This is a genomic window from Streptomyces montanus (assembly GCF_005786655.1).
GTDB classification, from domain to species: Bacteria; Actinomycetota; Actinomycetes; order Streptomycetales; family Streptomycetaceae; genus Streptomyces; species Streptomyces sporangiiformans.
In genome coordinates this window covers 83540-100551 of record NZ_VBZC01000035.1, presented here as the reverse complement: position 1 = coordinate 100551, position 17012 = coordinate 83540, and the positions used below count along the sequence as shown (strand labels likewise).

At 68.3% G+C, this 17012-nt stretch carries 13 protein-coding genes and 1 other RNA gene; 7 read left to right on the top strand and 7 right to left on the bottom strand.

Annotation, left to right across the window (positions count from 1 at the left end; translation table 11 throughout):
* Positions 1 to 476 precede the first annotated feature (476 nt).
* Both prfB and FE633_RS49310 read left to right on the top strand, forming a co-directional pair.
* Positions 477 to 1583, top strand: coding sequence for a peptide chain release factor 2 (prfB, locus tag FE633_RS28570; protein WP_138048058.1), 1107 nt, complete (start codon positions 477 to 479; stop codon positions 1581 to 1583).
* Positions 1584 to 1909: 326 nt separating this feature from the next.
* Positions 1910 to 2539, top strand: a complete 630-nt coding sequence (locus tag FE633_RS49310; protein ID WP_138048057.1) for a PT domain-containing protein — start codon at positions 1910 to 1912, stop codon at positions 2537 to 2539.
* Between the two features lie 252 nt (positions 2540 to 2791).
* On the opposite strand, the gene FE633_RS28560 is transcribed toward FE633_RS49310, so the two are convergent.
* Positions 2792 to 2983 (bottom strand): hypothetical protein, encoded by a 192-nt coding sequence (locus FE633_RS28560; protein WP_119102083.1) that lies wholly within the window; start codon positions 2981 to 2983, stop codon positions 2792 to 2794.
* A gap of 251 nt (positions 2984 to 3234) precedes the next feature.
* Between FE633_RS28560 and ftsE the strand changes: the two genes are divergently transcribed.
* The 5 genes from ftsE (at position 3235) to ssrA (ending at position 7200) form a co-directional block, all read left to right on the top strand.
* The gene (gene ftsE / locus FE633_RS28555) at positions 3235 to 3924 is read left to right on the top strand and encodes a cell division ATP-binding protein FtsE (protein ID WP_119102084.1); all 690 of its coding nucleotides are present in this window, start codon (positions 3235 to 3237) and stop codon (positions 3922 to 3924) included.
* 85 nt (positions 3925 to 4009) lie between these two features.
* Positions 4010 to 4927 carry a permease-like cell division protein FtsX gene (ftsX, locus tag FE633_RS28550; protein WP_138048056.1) on the top strand — a complete coding sequence of 306 codons (918 nt, stop codon included), beginning with the start codon at positions 4010 to 4012 and terminating at the stop codon, positions 4925 to 4927.
* Between the two features lie 67 nt (positions 4928 to 4994).
* The gene (locus tag FE633_RS28545) at positions 4995 to 6161 is read left to right on the top strand and encodes a S41 family peptidase (protein WP_138048055.1); all 1167 of its coding nucleotides are present in this window, start codon (positions 4995 to 4997) and stop codon (positions 6159 to 6161) included.
* A gap of 18 nt (positions 6162 to 6179) precedes the next feature.
* Complete coding sequence (smpB, locus tag FE633_RS28540) at positions 6180 to 6659, top strand: SsrA-binding protein SmpB (RefSeq protein ID WP_119102087.1); 480 nt, start codon at positions 6180 to 6182, stop codon at positions 6657 to 6659.
* 145 nt (positions 6660 to 6804) lie between these two features.
* Positions 6805 to 7200: a transfer-messenger RNA gene (gene ssrA / locus FE633_RS28535) on the top strand.
* An 88-nt stretch (positions 7201 to 7288) separates the two neighbouring features.
* Here ssrA and FE633_RS28530 read toward each other — a convergent pair.
* From FE633_RS28530 to FE633_RS28505, 6 genes are all read right to left on the bottom strand, one after another.
* The gene (locus tag FE633_RS28530; protein WP_138048054.1) at positions 7289 to 10225 is read right to left on the bottom strand and encodes a glycoside hydrolase family 3 protein; all 2937 of its coding nucleotides are present in this window, start codon (positions 10223 to 10225) and stop codon (positions 7289 to 7291) included.
* Positions 10226 to 10337: 112 nt separating this feature from the next.
* Positions 10338 to 11342 carry a LacI family DNA-binding transcriptional regulator gene (locus FE633_RS28525; protein ID WP_138048053.1) on the bottom strand — a complete coding sequence of 335 codons (1005 nt, stop codon included), beginning with the start codon at positions 11340 to 11342 and terminating at the stop codon, positions 10338 to 10340.
* On the bottom strand, positions 11336 to 13660 hold the full coding sequence (gene yicI / locus FE633_RS28520) for an alpha-xylosidase (RefSeq protein ID WP_138048052.1): 2325 nt from the start codon (positions 13658 to 13660) through the stop codon (positions 11336 to 11338). The genes FE633_RS28525 and yicI overlap by 7 nt, the downstream gene beginning before the upstream one ends.
* 11 nt (positions 13661 to 13671) lie before the next feature.
* Positions 13672 to 14496: a carbohydrate ABC transporter permease gene (locus FE633_RS28515; protein ID WP_138048051.1), complete on the bottom strand. Its 825-nt coding sequence runs from the start codon at positions 14494 to 14496 to the stop codon at positions 13672 to 13674.
* Positions 14493 to 15461, bottom strand: a complete 969-nt coding sequence (locus tag FE633_RS28510; RefSeq protein WP_138048050.1) for a carbohydrate ABC transporter permease — start codon at positions 15459 to 15461, stop codon at positions 14493 to 14495. Before FE633_RS28510 ends, FE633_RS28515 begins: the two co-directional genes overlap by 4 nt.
* The gene (locus FE633_RS28505) at positions 15458 to 16753 is read right to left on the bottom strand and encodes an ABC transporter substrate-binding protein (protein WP_138048049.1); all 1296 of its coding nucleotides are present in this window, start codon (positions 16751 to 16753) and stop codon (positions 15458 to 15460) included. The genes FE633_RS28510 and FE633_RS28505 overlap by 4 nt, the downstream gene beginning before the upstream one ends.
* Positions 16754 to 17012 lie beyond the last annotated feature (259 nt).

The window sequence follows — 17012 nt, the reverse complement described above, 5'->3', positions numbered from 1 at the left end:
TGCCGGTGCGTCCGCCCGTCGCCGCGGGGGCATACGACCGTGGCCTGGTAAGTCGGTAGGGGTTTCCTGAGACAGGCTGTAAGCGACGGCCGATGACGCACCGGCACACGCCCCCTCCTGTGCGTGGGCGGCTGCGGGAGTGTGGGGGTGCGCCCCTTCAGGGGGTCGCTGGGTGACTGAGGGCGAGTGGGACGCGCCCTTTAGGGGCGCGGGGAACTGCGCGACCAGCCAGGACCGGCCTGCAGCCGAAATGCGAACCGGGGGCCTGGGGGCGCAGCCCCCAGCCCCAGGGGCGCGGGGAACTGCGCGACCAGCCACGACCGGCCCGCAGCCGAAAGACGACCCCCGGGGGCCTGGGGGGCGGAGCCCCCTGTTTCGGGAAGGGGTGGGGTGGGGGAAAGGAACCCCCCGGCCCAGCAGACGCGCAGCCCAGCGCACCGACCTGACCCGCTTGGCGGAGCCGTTACGCTGGGGGTGTGGCAGTTGTCGATGTATCCGAAGAGCTCAAGTCCCTCTCCTCGACCATGGAGTCGATCGAGGCCGTCCTGGACCTCGACAAGCTGAGGGCAGATATCGCCGTGCTCGAGGAGCAGGCGGCAGCGCCGTCCCTGTGGGACGACCCCGAAGCAGCACAGAAGATCACCAGCAAACTGAGCCACCTCCAGGCGGAGGTCCGCAAGGCCGAGGCCCTGCGCGGCCGGATCGACGATCTCGGCGTGCTCTTCGAGATGGCCGAGGAGGAGGACGACCCGGACACCCGCGCCGAGGCGGAGACCGAGCTCGCCGCCGTCAGGAAGGCGCTGGACGAGATGGAGGTCCGGACGCTGCTCTCGGGGGAGTACGACTCCCGTGAGGCGGTCGTCAACATCCGCGCCGAGGCCGGCGGCGTCGACGCCGCGGACTTCGCCGAGAAGCTCCAGCGCATGTACCTGCGCTGGGCCGAACAGCACGGCTACAAGACCGAGGTCTACGAAACCTCGTACGCGGAAGAGGCCGGCATCAAGTCGACCACCTTCGCCGTCCAGGTTCCGTACGCATACGGGACGTTGTCGGTGGAACAGGGCACGCATCGGCTCGTGCGTATTTCGCCCTTCGACAACCAGGGGCGTCGGCAGACCTCCTTCGCGGGCGTGGAAGTACTGCCCGTCGTCGAGCAGACCGACCACATCGAGATCGACGAGTCCGAACTGCGCGTCGATGTGTACCGGTCCTCCGGACCCGGCGGCCAGGGCGTCAACACCACCGACTCCGCCGTGCGGTTGACCCACATCCCCACCGGAATCGTGGTGTCCTGTCAGAACGAGCGGTCGCAGATTCAGAACAAGGCCACCGCCATGAACGTTCTGCAGGCGAAGCTGCTGGAGCGGCGCCGGCAGGAGGAGCAGGCCAAGATGGACGCCCTCAAGGGCGACGGCGGCAACTCCTGGGGCAACCAGATGCGTTCGTACGTCCTGCACCCGTACCAGATGGTCAAGGACCTGCGCACCGAGCACGAAGTCGGTAACCCGGAGTCAGTGTTCAACGGCGAGATCGACGGTTTCCTGGAGGCCGGAATTCGCTGGCGCAAGCAGCAGGAGAAGTAGGCGCACAAAGAAGGAAGAAAAAGCGACTTTCGCAGGCGTCGCTTTGTCGACAGGGCAACTGTCCTCCACCGGAGGGCAGTTGCCCTTTGTGTAGCCGGATGTCTGGGTTTTACGTCACACTCACATGTCGTCCCTACGGTCAAATGGCCTTGATCAGGACATCGCGGTCGCAACGACCTTGACGTTGCTTTGAAAAGTGGGAAGGGTAACGAGCGGCATGCGTATCTCTGGGGCGCATGTGAACCGGGGGGCTTTTCAAAGTCGCTCCGACGCCGCGGCCCCGGGCGCTGCTCCACTCACGATTAGCTACTGGGGGTAGCAAGCAGATGACCAAGAAGACGCGGATCCGTGTCGCGCGGATAGCCGCCGGTACGGTGATCGCCGCCGGTGCTTCGCTGACCGCCGCGGGTGCCGCTTCGGCTCTCGACGTCGGTGTCGAGGTGGGCGGTCTGAGCGTCGGCGCCAGCGCCGACGAGAACGGTGTCGGCGTCGGCGTCGGTCTCGACCCGACGGACGAGCCGACGGAGGAGCCGACGGACATCCCGACGGACATTCCGACGGAGGAGCCCACGGACGAGCCCACCGCGGAGCCGACCGAGCCCACGGAGGAGCCCACCGAGGAGCCGACTGAGGAGCCGACCGACGAGCCGACCGACCCGGGTAACGGCAATGGCGGTGGCAACAACGGCGGTGGCAACGGTGGCGGCAACGACACCGACCCCGACGGCGGCTCCAAGCCCGTCGAGCAGGGTGAGGGCAAGGAGAGCCTGACCGACACCGGCTCGGAGCAGCAGGCCTCCAACCCCTCCGCCCAGGGCACCGGCGACGGCGAGCTCGCCGAGACGGGTGCCGCCGAGACCACGTTCCTGGTCATCGGCGCGGCCACGATGATCGCCGGCGGTGTCGGTTTCCGTCTGCTGCCCCGCCTCATGAACGGCCGCGGCGCCGCTGCGTGACGGATGTCATAGCCGTCGCCGTGCGTTAGGCGGTAGTGCGTACGCGAGAAGGGCCCGGAGCTGAGTGCTCCGGGCCCTTTCCGTTGGCTTCTCGTTCGAGTTGCGTCATCTCATGACGTCGTTCTCGTCACGCTTCGTCGTCATGGGTTACGCGACGCTTCGTTGTCATGAATCACGCGCACCTCGTGGACGGGTGTCGGCACACGTCCGCCCCCGGGTCCCGCACCGCCCTGTACGCCGCCCTCGCCCGTCCTACGCGGTCTGGTGCGCCAGCAGGGCCACCGCCGCGATCAGCACGGCCAGCAGCGCGATCAGCGCCATGGGCGTCAGGCCCGCGAAGGGGCTCTCCTGCTGCAGTCGCTCCCTGTTCGCGCGGCAGACCGGGCAGCGGCCTTCGTTCACGGGCGCGGCACAGTTCGCGCACACCAACCGGTCGTACGTCATGCGCTCGCCCTCCTTGCGCCGGAATTCACGTACACAACGCTCCCAGGAACGCGAACGTTCCCCCTCCACTGTGCCAGGTTCCACGGATTTCGGCGCGGCTCGCCTTATCCTGCCCGGTCGTGACGCGTTCGAGCCCTTCCGTTAGGTGACAAAACGCGCAAGCCTCGCGCAACGACGGCTGTCGACTGCGCTCCCGTGCCGGGTTCGCGTATGGTCACGCTCACCTACCCCCGGCGACCCGTGGTGCATCCGTGATCCGATTCGACAACGTCTCCAAGGTCTACCCCAAGCAGACCCGCCCAGCCCTCAGGGATGTCTCCCTCGAGGTCGAGAAGGGCGAGTTCGTGTTCCTGGTGGGGTCCTCCGGCTCCGGAAAGTCCACCTTCCTGCGGCTGATCCTCCGCGAGGAGCGGGCCAGCCACGGCCAGGTGCACGTCCTGGGCAAGGACCTCGCGCGCCTCTCCAACTGGAAGGTGCCGCAGATGCGCCGGCAGCTGGGGACGGTGTTCCAGGACTTCCGGCTGCTGCCGAACAAGACGGTCGGCGAGAACGTCGCCTTCGCGCAGGAGGTCATCGGCAAATCGCGCGGCGAGATCCGCAAGTCCGTGCCCCAGGTGCTCGACCTCGTCGGGCTCGGCGGCAAGGACGACCGGATGCCGGGCGAGCTCTCCGGTGGTGAGCAGCAGCGCGTGGCCATCGCCCGTGCCTTCGTCAACCGGCCCAAGCTTCTGATCGCCGACGAGCCGACCGGAAACCTCGACCCGCAGACGTCCGTCGGCATCATGAAGCTGCTCGACCGCATCAACCGGACGGGCACGACCGTCCTGATGGCGACCCACGACCAGAACATCGTGGACCAGATGCGCAAGCGAGTCATCGAGCTGGAGACGGGCCGTCTCGTCCGCGACCAGGCGCGCGGCGTCTACGGCTACCAGCACTGACCGCCATCTCCCCCCAGCTCTCGACCCCGCTCGAGCGGAAGGGACCCTCATGCAGATGTCCCATCGAAAGGCCTGAGTAGACGCCATGCGTGCCCAGTTCGTCCTGTCGGAGATCGGCGTCGGTCTCCGCCGCAATCTGACGATGACCTTCGCGGTCATCGTCTCCGTCGCCCTCTCCCTCGCCCTGTTCGGCGGCTCGCTCCTCATGAGCGATCAGGTGAACACGATGAAGGGCTACTGGTACGACAAGGTCAACGTCTCGATCTTCCTCTGCAACAAGAGCGACGCGGAGTCCGACCCCAACTGCGCCAAGGGGGCGGTCACCACCGAGCAGAAGAAGCAGATCGAGAGCGATCTGGGCAAGATGTCGGTCGTCGAGAACGTCGCGCACGAGTCGGCCGACGAGGCGTACAAGCACTACAAGGAGCAGTTCGGCGACTCCCCGCTGGCCAGCTCGCTCACCCCGGACCAGATGCAGGAGTCCTTCCGCGTCAAGCTGAAGGACCCGGAGAAGTACCAGGTCATCGCGACCGCCTTCGACGGCCGTGACGGCGTTCAGTCCGTGCAGGACCAGAAGGGCATCCTGGACAACCTCTTCGGGCTGCTCAACGGCATGAACTGGGCGGCCCGCGCGGTGATGGCGATGATGCTCGTCGTCGCGCTGATGCTGATCGTCAACACGGTGCGCGTCTCCGCGTTCAGCCGTCGCCGTGAGACCGGCATCATGCGGCTCGTGGGCGCCTCCGGCTTCTACATCCAGGCGCCGTTCATCATGGAGGCCGCTGTCGCGGGACTCATCGGCGGTGGTGTGGCCTGCGGCTTCCTGCTCGTCGCCCGCTACTTCATCATCGACAACGGCCTCGCCCTGTCCGAGAAGCTGAATCTGATCAACTTCATCGGCTGGGACGCGGTCCTGGCGAAGCTGCCGCTCATCCTCGCCACGAGTCTGGTGATGCCCGCGCTTGCCGCGTTCTTCGCGTTGCGCAAGTACCTGAAGGTGTGACGCACGCCAAGAGGGTCGTCCTGCCAACCAGCGGTACGACCCCTTGCGTTGTCCTAGACTCACCGGCATGTCAGGTCGAGACCTGTTCTGTCCGCCCCGCCGCGTTCGCCGCGGGGCCGCCCTGACGTTGGTCGTCGCGAGTGTTCTCGCCACCGGCGCCGCGACCGGCTATCTCGACGGCTCCGACCGGAAGTCTCCTTCCCCGTCCGACCGTTCGACAATCGCCGGACACCACGAGGACGTCTCCGACGCCGCCGCCGAGGCGATGGCCGACGGCAAGTCGCCCGTGGAGGCGGCCGAGCGCGCCGTCAGCCGCAGCGGCGACCGCTGGGGCGCGGTGTACTCACCGGGGGAGTACGAGGAGTTCGAGGAAGCCCTCGACGGCCAGTACACGGGCGTCGGCCTGTGGGCCCGGCGCGAGCGCGACGGACGTATCGAAGTGACCCGGGTACGGTCCGGCTCGCCCGCGGCCGAGGCCGGGATCCGCAAGGGCGACCGGCTGCGCAGCGTCGACGGCAAGAGTGTCGACGGCCGCCCGGTGACGGAGGTCGTCTCGTTACTGCGCGGCGACGCCACCGACGCGCCCGCCGGCACGGCCGTCTCCGTGGGCCTGGAACGCGGCACGCGCGTGTGGAACGAGACTTTGCGCCGGGCGAAACTGTCCACGGACTCCGTGACGGTGCGCGAGCTCGCCGGCGGCGTCACCGTGATCAAGGCCGCCGCCTTCACCAAGGGCTCCGGCGAACTCGTACGGTCCGCCGTGGCCGATGCCGCCGCGGGCGCCCGGATCGTCCTCGACCTGCGGGGCAACCCCGGCGGCCTGGTCACCGAGGCCGTGACCGCCGCCTCCGCCTTCCTCGACGGCGGCCTCGTGGCGACGTACGACGTACGGGGCGAGCAGCGCGCCCTGCACGCCGAGCCGGGCGGCGACACCTCCAGGCCCCTGGTCGTGCTCGTCGACAGCGGCACGATGAGCGCGGCCGAGCTCCTCACCGGCGCCCTGCAGGACCGCGGCCGCGCGGTCGTGGTGGGCACCAGGACCTTCGGCAAGGGCTCGGTCCAGATGCCGAGGCGGCTGCCCGACGGCTCTGTCGCCGAGCTGACCGTCGGCCACTACCGCACCCCCTCCGGGCGCAAGGTCGACGGCAGGGGCATCGCCCCCGACCTCGAGGTCGAGGAGAGCGCCCTGAAGCGGGCCGAGGCGGTATTGAGTGGCCTCGGGGGCCCCTCGTAGTGCGAAAATGGCCACACTATGGCTAAGGAAAAAGGGCGCAAGCTGATCGCGCAGAACAAGAAGGCGCGGCACGACTACCACATCCTCGACACCTACGAGGCCGGTCTGGTGCTCATGGGGACCGAGGTGAAGTCCCTGCGCCAGGGACGGGCGTCGCTGGTCGACGGGTTCATCGCGCTGGAGGGGCACGAGGCGTGGCTGTACAACGTGCACGTGCCGGAGTACAGCCAGGGGACGTGGACCAACCACAGTGCCCGACGCAAGCGCAAGCTCCTCATGCACCGTGAGGAGATCGACAAGCTGGAGTCGAAGTCCCAGGAGACGGGGCACACCATCGTGCCCCTCGCCCTGTACTTCAAGGACGGCCGGGCCAAGATCGAGATCGCGCTGGCGAAGGGCAAGAAGGAGTACGACAAGCGGCAGACCCTCCGCGAGAAGCAGGACCGGCGGGAGACGGACCGTGCCGTGGCGGCGGTACGGCGGCGGCAGCGGGCGTAGATCCGGGACGCGGGCGCAGCCCCCGGGCACCCCGGAGGGTTCGGGCGCCCCGACGCCCCGGGAATACGCTGGCACCTGCCCTCGTTGGTCACGTACGATGGGCCCTGCACCCCACAGCGGGTGCGGTAATTTGAAAAATCAACATGGGGATGATCGGTTTCGACAGCGGCTGTCGAAGCAGGGGAAGCGTGTCGAGGAAGCGGCCATGATCTCGTAAACCACAGGCCGAAACAAATAATCGCCAATTCTAAGAGCGATTCTCCCCAGGCTTTCGCCCTCGCTGCCTGATTAAGTAGCGAAGCGAAGCCTCTCTGATGGGAGTGTCAGCCCGGGAGTGTTCCCGACCCGGATCCTGGCATCAGCTAGGGGACTAAACCTCTGAGCCCGGTCACGGGGCGCAGAGGGAAATCAAACAGTGACTGAGCCCGTCGGCGACTTGTTCGCGTGATCGCCGGGGCCGAGAAAAGCGCAGCGAACTGCACACGGAGAAGCCCTCCTTCCGCACCGTTGGACGCGGGTTCGATTCCCGCCATCTCCACAATCCTCATGTGAGGCGAAGGCCCGGTGGTCATGACGACCACCGGGCCTTCGTCGTTTCTCCGTCGCTCACCGGCGGATGCGGCCGCCGCTCACCTCAGCGAGAACGTGGACAGGCGGATGCCGTCGCTCACCACCAGGTACACGTCCTGACGGCCCTTGGCGGCGCTCGACAGCGAGGCGGTCACGGTCTCGTACGTGTACGGCGACCCGGTGCCGTCGACCTGAGCCGTGCCCACCAGCGTGCCCGTCGGCGATCCGAGCCGGATCTCGACCTTCCCGGCCGCTCCCGCCACCCGCGCGCCGAACTTCGAAACACCCCCACCGAGATGAGAATCGGCGAACTTCAGCCAGGCCCCGTCCCCCGCAGCCCCCACCGCGGTGCCCCGCGCCTTCGACTCGTCCACGAGCCGCACGCCCGCGTAGTCGTCGAAGTTCTCGGCCCGGGTGACCCGCGAAAGATCCCGCGCGGGAATGGTCTCCCCACGCACCTGAAGCGACGTACGAGACCGGATGTCCTCGGACGACGCGCCCACGAGAACGTCGTACGTGCCGCTCTCCACCACCCACTTCGACCGCGTGACATCCCAGTGCGCGAGATCCCCGGTCTTCAGCGGCAGCTTCACCGTCCTCGTCTGCCCCGGCTTCAGCGACACCCGCTCAAAGGCCTCCAGCCGCTTCAGCGGCTGCTTGTCGCGCGAGACGCGCTGATGGGTGTAGAGCTGCACGACCTCGTCACCGGCCCGCCGGCCCGTGTTGGTCACGGCGACCTCGTAACCGCCGTCGACGCGCCTCGGCTTCCCGTAGCGGAAGGAGGTGTACGAGAGCCCGTAGCCGAACTCGTACAGCGGGTCGCCCTTGAAGTACTGGTACGTACGGTCGTACTTGATGGTGTCGTACTCGAGGATCGACGGCAGGTCGGACTCGGACGCGTACCAGGTCTGGGTGAGCCGTCCGGCCGGGTTCACGTCGCCGAAGAGGACGTCGGCGAGGGCGTTGCCGGTCTCCTGGCCCGCGTGGGTGGTCCACAGCAGGGCCGGGACCTCCTTCCGCAGGTCGCCCAGGGTGGTCGGATAGCTGTTCTCGACGACTACGACGGTGTTCGGGTTGGCCGCGCGCACCGCCTTGACCAGGGCCTCCTGCGAGGGGGCCAGGCCCATGTCCGTACGGTCGTTGTTCTCGCGCCCGTTGATGGCGGGCATCGAACCGACCACGACCACGGCCGTGTCCTTGCCCTTCACCGCGGCCACGGCCTCGTCGGCGCCGCTGCGGACGACGTCCTTCGTGTAGTGCGCGGCATCCGTCTTGGCGACCAGGCCGAGCGTGCCGTCGTCACCGGTCGGGCCGAGGTAGACCGGGTTCGACCACCAGGGCTCCTTGGTCTCGTAGCCCGCGTAGCGCAGCAGGTACGTGCCGTCGTCCTGCCGCTCGGGCGCGAACTGCTGCTGGACGAACCAGCCACCCGGCTGGGCCTGGTCGTTGACGAAGTTCGACCAGTTGTAGCCGACGTACTTGCCGTTGGCGGCGGACCTCAGCGTGACGAGGCCGGCACCCCAGTCGAAGAGGTCGAACTGTCCGGCCGTACCCGCGGATCCGGCGCTCTCCTTCAGCGCCTCGCCGTCGGCGTCCGACCCCGCCGTCACGTACTTCCCCGTGTCCACGTTCTTCAGCGTGATCCGGTCCACGCCCTCGCTGCTCGCCACCGGCGTGCCGAGTTTCGCGGCGATGCCCTCCTTCGGCGTGACCGCGTACGGCAGGGTGCCCGAGTACCAGTCCGTGTAGAGGGTGTCGGCGAGCGGGCCGACGACGGCGACGTTCTTGCCGGAAGAGGCCTTCAGGGGAAGGGCGTTGTCGTTCTTCAGCAGCACGGCCGCGTCGGCCGCCGCCTTGCGCGCCAGCTTCTGGTGCGCCGGGCTGTTGACCACGGACTTGTCGATGGAGCCGTACTTCCCGCCGCCCGGGTCGAATTCACCGAGCCGGACGCGGATGCTCAGGATGTGCCGGACCGCCGTGTCGACGTCGGACTCCTTCAACAGCCCCGTGGACAGGGCCGACGTGACCGCACTCGTCGTGGGCGCGGAGTTCGCGTCGTCCGTGGTGAAGCTGTCGATGCCCGCCTTCAGCGCGGCGGCGTTCCCCTCGGCCAGCGTGCCGAAGTACTTCTGGCTGCCGGTGGAGACCAGGTTGTTGGGCGCGTAGGCGTCGGTGACGTTCAGGAGGTCGTGGTCCGACCAGGTGCGCACCTCGTCGTTCAGCGCCGGATTGACCGTGGCGGGGCGGCCGTTGACGAGGTTGTACGAGGACATCACGCCGGTGGCCGCGTCGGCCTCGATCGCGGGCTTGAAGGCCTGCTCCTCGTACTCCTTGAGGACGCGCGGGCGCAGGTCGGACGACGTGCTCGTGCGGTCGGCCTCGTTGTTGTTGGCGAGGTAGTGCTTCAGCGTCGGGGCCGTCTTGAGGTGGTCGGGGTCGCCGCCGGTCAGGCCGGTGCCGTACGCGGTGGCCATCACGCCCGTCAGATACGGGTCCTCGGAGTAGCCCTCCTCGTTGCGCCCCCAGCGCGGGTCGCGCAGCGGATTCACCACGGGCGCCCAGAGGTTGAGGCCCCAGCCGGCCGGCCGCTCCTGCTGGAAGCCTCGTGTCTCGTCGCCGACCGCCGAGCCGACGCGCTTGATCAGTGACGGATCCCAGGTCGAGGCGAGCCCCAGTGCCTGCGGGAAGACGGTGGCCTCGCCGAGCCAGGCGACCCCGTGCAGGGCCTCGGTGCCGGTCTTGAACGACTTGACGCCGAGGCGCGGGATCGCGGGCTGGTGCTGGTGGAGCAGGGAGATCTTCTCGTCGAGGGTGAGCCGGGCGAGGAGGTCGTCCACGCGCCGGTCGACGGAGAGCTTCGGATCGCGGAAGGCGTACGCGGGGTCGTCCGCCGCGGCCGTCCCGGTGGCCGTGACGCCTAGTCCCGCGACGAGCGCCAGCGTCAGGACGGGCACGGCCCGTCTGACGATGGTTCCGTGTCTTCTCTTGCCTTTCATGACACCGCTCCTTCGACTTAGCGCTCGCTGGCAGTGGGGTCCGGAAGCTGCGGGCTGTTTGTGGCTGGTCGCGCAGTTCCCCGCGCCCCTTACGGGGCGCGGCTTTCGTGGGTCAGGGCCGCGGTGCCGTACTGGACCGCACGGTCAGCCGCGGCGGCAGCAGCGTCGCCTCCGGCGCGGTCGCGCCGCCCAGCTTCTTCATCAGCAGCTCCACGGCTCCGGCGCCCACCTCGGCGGACGGTATGGCGACCGAGGTGACGGGCACGCGGGTGCCGTCGGCCAGCTCGTCCGGGCAGATCGCGGTGACGGACAGATCGCCGGGCACGCGCAGACCGAGCTGCTCGAAGGCGTCGATGAGGGGTTCCACGATCGGCTCGTTGTGGACGACGACACCGGTCAGCGCCGGGTGTTCCCGCAGGAGTTGTTCGGCGACCTGCCGGGCCGCCCCGGGCACCGCCTCGCACGGGTGCACCGACGAGGACAGCCCGTGCCGGTCGGCCGCCGCGGTGAAGCCCCGCACGACGCGCTGGGCGAAGCCCGTCTCCCGTACGTACACCTCCGGAGGCGAACCCACGAGCGCGATCACCCGGTGCCCGAGGCCCGCCAGATGCTCGACGCACGCCTCGCCCGCCGCCTGGAAGTCCAGGTCGATGCAGGTGAGCCCCTTGGGCTCGGACGGGAACCCGATCAGCACCGACGGCCGGTCGAGGGCGCGCAGCAACGGCAGCCGCCGGTCGTGGAGCTGGACGTCCATCACGATCAGCGCGTCCACGAGCGCGGTGTCCGCGACCCGCCGCAGCCCTTCCTCGCCCTCCTCCTGGGTGAGCAGCAGCACGTCGTGGTCGTGCCGGCGCGCGGTCGTCACCACGGACACCGCGAACTGCATCACCACCGGCACATGGATGCCCGCCCTCAACGGCACCACCAGCGCGAGCACATTGGAGCGACTGCTCGCCAGCGCCCGCGCGCCCGCGTGCGGCCGGTAGCCCAGTTCGCGGATGCTGGCCTCGATCCGCTGCCGGGTCTCCTCGGAGATCGGACGCTTGCCGCTCAGCGCGTACGAGACCGTGCTGGGGGACACCCCCGCGTGCCGTGCCACGTCGGTGATCTTCACCATGCTCCGTCCTGTTCCGGCTGATTCCGTTCCGGCTGGTTCCCCTCCAGTTCGTTCCGCTTCCGCTCCGGTGAGGCCAGTTCCAGGGACAGGAACCCGGTCCCGGCCTTCGCCCGCGCGGTCCGTCCGCCGGCGGACAGTCCCCAGGGCGCCGAGGGATCGCTCGACGAGGCCCGCAGCGTGTCGCCCTCGCGGACGACGGTGAAGGTCACGCCTCCCACCGGCACTGTGACCTGCGCGCCGCGCTCCAGGCCGTAGGCGTGCAGGGTGACCCCGTCCGCGTACGGATAGTCGGGCCGGTCCTCGACGGCGCCGACCGGAATCACCGCGCCCGGCCTGACCAGCAGGGGCACGCTCAGGAACCCGTGCCGCTCGCGCACCCAGCGCGGCCCGGTGACCGTCCGCCCGCTCAGGAAGTGGGTCCAGGTGCCCTCGGGGACGTAGTACGAGACGTCGCCCTCGTCGCTGAACACGGGCGCGACCAGCAGATCGGGCCCGAGCATGTACTGCCGCTCCAGATGCGTGCACCCGGGATCGTCCGGGAACTCCAGGACCATCGCCCGCATCATCGGCACGCCCTCGGCCTGCGCGGCGCGCGCGGCCTCGTACAGGTACGGCATGAGGCGCAGCTTCAGCCGCGTGAACAGCCGCAGCACATCCACGGCCTCCTCGTCGAACAGCCACGGGACCCGGTACGACGACGAGCCATGGAGCCGGCTGTGCGAGGACAGCAGCCCGAAGGCGATCCACCGCTTGAACAGCGCGGGCGGCGGCGTGCCCTCGAAGCCGCCGATGTCATGGCTCCAGTAGCCGAAGCCGGACAGCCCGAGCGACAGCCCGCCGCGCAGCGACTCGGCCATCGACTCGTACGTGGCCTCGCAGTCGCCGCCCCAGTGCACGGGGAACTGCTGGCTGCCCGCAGTCGCCGAGCGGGCGAAGACGACGGCCTCCTCCTCGCCCCGGTGCTTGCGCAGCACGTCGAAGACGGTGCGGTTGTACAGGTACGTGTAGTAGTTGTGCATGCGCTCCGGGTCGGCGCCGTTCGCGTACGCCACGTCGACCGGGACCCGTTCGCCGAAGTCGGTCTTGAAGCAGTCGACGCCCTGCGCGAGCAGTGCCTCCAGCTTCGAGGCGTACCACTGGCGGGCGGCCTCGCTCGTGAAGTCGACCAGCGCCATTCCCGGCTGCCACAGGTCCCACTGCCAGACGCTGCCGTCCGGCTTCTTCAGCAGATGCCCGAGCGCCCGCCCCTCCGCGAACAGCGGCGAGCGCTGCGCGATATATGGATTGATCCAGACGCAGATGTGCAGGTCGCGTTCCTTGAGCCGCTTGAGCATCCCTTCCGGATCGGGGAAGACCCGCGGGTCCCACTGGAAGTCGCACCAGTTGAACTCGCGCATCCAGAAGCAGTCGAAGTGGAAGACGGACAGCGGCAGTTCGCGCTCCTTCATGCCCTCGATGAACGACGTGACCGTGGCCTCGTCGTAGGAGGTGGTGAAGGAGGTCGACAGCCACAGTCCGAACGACCAGGCGGGCGGCAGCGCGGGCCGGCCGGTGAGCGCCGTGTACTTGCGCAGGATGTCCTTCGGAGTCGGGCCGTAGATGACGTAGTACGTCAGCTGCTGGCTCTCCACGCTGAACTGCACCCGCGACACGGTCTCCGAGCCGACCTCGAACGACACCCGGCCGGGGTGGTCGACGAAGACGCCGTAGCCGGCGTCGGTCAGATAGAACGGGACGTTCTTGTACGCCTGTTCCGTGGCCGTGCCGCCGTCGGCGTTCCACATGTCGACGACCTGGCCGTTCTTGACGAGCGGCCCGAAGCGCTCGCCCAGCCCGTAGATGTTCGTGCCCACCCCGAGGCCCAGCTGCTCCCGCAGATAGTGGCCGCCCTCGGCGACCCGCATGATGCCCATGCCCTTGCGGGCGCTGCTGGTGAGGGTGCGGCCGTCCGCGAGGAAGTCGACGTGCCAGGGGCCGCCGCGGGAGACCCTGACGGACAGGGCGCCCGAGGTGAGGGTCGCGTACTCGTCGTCGTACGAAGCCGTCGCCGCGACCTCTTCCTTGCTCACCTCGAACTCGGGGCCGCGCGGCTCCTCGCCCTCGAAGTGCGTGAACGTCACGCCGATGACGTCGGGCATCGGCGCGTGCGCGCTGATCGTCACGACCGGTCCCTTCAGCAGGTCGCCGCGGTGGCGGATGGGCTGGGTCGGCGCGTGGATCTCCAACGCGCCGTGCTCGGCGCTCACATCGAGGACCTCGACCGGATGGGCCGCGGTCACGCCGTCGCGCAGCAGCCAGTAGCCGTCACTGAACTTCACCGGCACACCCCTTATTTGACGGCACCCACGGCGATGCCGCGGGTGAGCGTCCGCTGGAAGACGAGGAAGAAGACGATTGCCGGAAGCACACCGAGCAGGGCGGCCGCGTTGGTCATCGTGGCGTCCATCAGACGCTGGCCCTGAAGGACGCCGAGCGCCACCGACACGGTCTGGTTGTCGTTGGAGATCAGCATGACCAGCGGGAGCAGGAACTCGTTCCAGGTCCAGATGAAGAAGAAGACCAGGAGCACGCCGATGGTGGGCCGGCTGACCGGGACCACGATCCGCCACAGCACCTGCCACTTGTTCGCCCCGTCGATGCGGGCCGCCTCGATGATCTCGCGGGGGAACTGCGCCAGGACGGCGGAGAGGAGGTAGGTGCCGAAGGCGGCCTGGATGACCGTGAAGACGATGATCACGCTGAGCCGGGTGTCGTACAGACCGGCTTCCTTGCTCAGGTAGTAGATCGGGTAGACCAGCGCCTCCTGCGGCAGCACGTTCGCCAGCACGAAGAAGGCGAGCACCCAGGTGCGTCCCTTGATGCGGCCGATGCCGATCGCGTACGCGTTGAGGACGGACAGGACGACGGCCAAGGCCGCCACCGCGCCGCTGACGAGGACCGAGTTGAGGAGCTTCTGGCCGAAGTCGACCCGCTCCCAGAAGTCCTTCAGCCCGTCCAGGTAGAGGCCGTCGGGGAGGCTGAGCGGGCCGTTCGCGGAGTACTCGGCGGGCGACTTGACCGCGTTCATCGTGACGATCAGGAACGGCAGGACCATGAAGAGGGCCGCGATGACCAGGGCCACGAGAGCCGGATAGCGGCGTACGGCTGTCGTCATGTCCGGAGTCCCTCCTCGGCGTCCTCGGCTCGGGTCTGGAGCCTGAGTCCGACCAGAGCCAGCAGCAGGATGATCGCGGTGAGCACCGTGGAGATCGCGGCGCCGTACCCCACCTGCGTCTTCTCGAAGAAGGTCGTGAAGGAGAAGTACGAGGGGACGTTCGTGGCGCCGCCCGGGCCGCCCTTGGTGAGCACGTACACGGCCCCGAAGACCTTGAGCGCGGCGATCGTGCACCAGGTGAGCACGACATGGATCTCCGGGCGGATCTGGGGGAGCGTGATGTGCCAGAAGCGGCGCCACCATCCCGCCCCGTCCAGCTCGGCGGCCTCGTACAGCTGCGGGTCGACGCGTTGCAGGCCCGCCATGAAGACGACGAGCGGGAAGCCGATCTGCACCCACACCATCACGCCCATGACGCTGTAGAGGGCGAAGTCCGGGTCGCCGAGCCAGTCCTGCTGCCAGGAGCCGAGCCCGACGGCCTGCAGCAGCTCGTTGAGCGAGCCGTTGTCCGGGGCGAGAATCCAGCTCCACACGATTCCCGCCACCGCGATCGGCAGCACCTGCGGGAGGTAGAAGCAGGCGCGCAGCACCGCGGCCGTCCTGCTGCCGAAGTGCTTGCCGACGAAGTCGAACAGAGCAGCGGCCAGCACGAGCCCGATGACGGTCGGTACGGCCGCCATGGCGACGACCATGAACAGGCTGTGCCGGAAGGACGCCCAGAACTCCGAGTCGTCGAGCAGCTCCCGGTAGTTGGCGAGCCCGGACCAGTCGGGGGCGCCCACGCCCTGCCAGTCGGTGAAGCTCACCCCGGTGTTCATCGCGAACGGCACGACGATCACCAGCAGGAAGGCGAGCACCCCGGGCAGCAGGAACAGGGCGTACGAGTCGCGGGTACGGGGGCGGCGCGGGCTGCCGTGGTGGTGCTTGCCGACCGCCCGCGCCTCCCGTTCGACGGTCACCGTCACTGCTTCGGCACACCCTTGTCGTACGCCTCCTGCAACGCGTCGAGGTACGCGTCCGGTTCGGTGCCGCCCGTGATCAGTTTCTGGGTCTCGGAGACGAGGACGTCGTAGAAGCCGGTGACGGGCCAGTCGGGATAGAAGGCCAGACCGTCCTTCTCCGCGAGGGCGTTGAAGTCGGCGATCAGCTCCTTGGCCTGCGGGTCGGTGATGGCGGCCGCATCGGCGGCCACCGGGACACCGCCCTTGTTGCCCAGCAGGTTCTGGATCTTCTTCGACATGGTGATGTCGATGAAGTCGTAGGCCAGGTCCTTGTTCTTCGCGCCCTTGGGGACCACCCAGAGGTTGCCGCCGGAGCCGAGCGTGAGGTTCGTGTCCGGCCAGAGGAAGGTGCCCCAGTCGAACTTGGCCTCCTCCTTGAAGCGGCCGTACCACCAGCTGCCGGAGAAGAGGATCGGCGCCTTGCCCTGGATGAAGGAGACCCCGGCGTCCTCGGCCTTCGTGCCGCTGGACTTCTTGTCGATGTACCCCTTCTTCACCCAGTCGGCGAAGGTCTCGGCGCCGTACGTCCAGGCCGTGTCGTGGAAGTCGTTCTTGCCCTTGTACAGCTCGTACTTGTCGACCCAGGCGCGATCGGCCTTCATCAGGGCGAGCTGGTACAGGTACTGGTGGGCGATGTACTCGGCGCCCGCGTTGGCGAGCGGGGTGACGCCCTTGTCGACGAACTTGTCCATGGCCGCGGTGAGTTCGTCGAACGTGGTGGGCTCGTCGACACCGTACTTCTTGAAGAGGTCCTTGTTGTAGAAGACCATCGTGTACTCGGCGTAGTTCGGCACGCCGAACCATTTGCCGGAGCCCATGACGCCGCCCGTGTCGTACTGGCTGGTCGTACGGACACCGGTGCTGAGCTTCTTGTCCCAGCCGCGCTTCGTCGCCTCCGCGGTAAGATCGGTGAGGAGGCCCTGCTGCGAGAGCTTGCCCGCCGTCGCGTTGCCCTTGTTGTACTCCATGATGTCGGGCGCGTCGGAGGAGTTCAGGACCATGGAGGCGGTCTTCTGGATCTGTTCGAAGCCCTTCTCCTCGAACTCCACCTTCACACCCGGGTGGGTCTTCTCGAACTCCTTGATGGCCGCGTTCCAGGCCACCCCCATCGCGCTGTTCGGTGCCTCGTAGTGCCACAGCCTCAACGTCTTGCCGTCGGAAGACCCACTGTCCGAGTCGCCGCAGGAGGCCAGCAGCAGGGCCCCGCTCAGAGCGGCGGCGGCTACCGCCACCACACGCCTTCGTGCCGTCAACATCCAGTGCCTCCAGGGGAGTCGGATGGCTCACTGTCCCGGTGAGTCGTGCTCGTCACGCTCGTAGTGGGGGGCATCACGCAGCGTTCATCGAATCGTTTCGATGCGTGATGTCGAAGCGCTTCGACGGGCGAAGGTATGTGGGGGCCGTGGGCACGTCAATGGGGTGAGCGGGAATTGCTGTCGGGGACCGGGATTTGCTGTCGGGGGACCCCGTCCCGTGTCCGGGCCATCTCGTGGACGCCAACCCGTCGAACCGGCT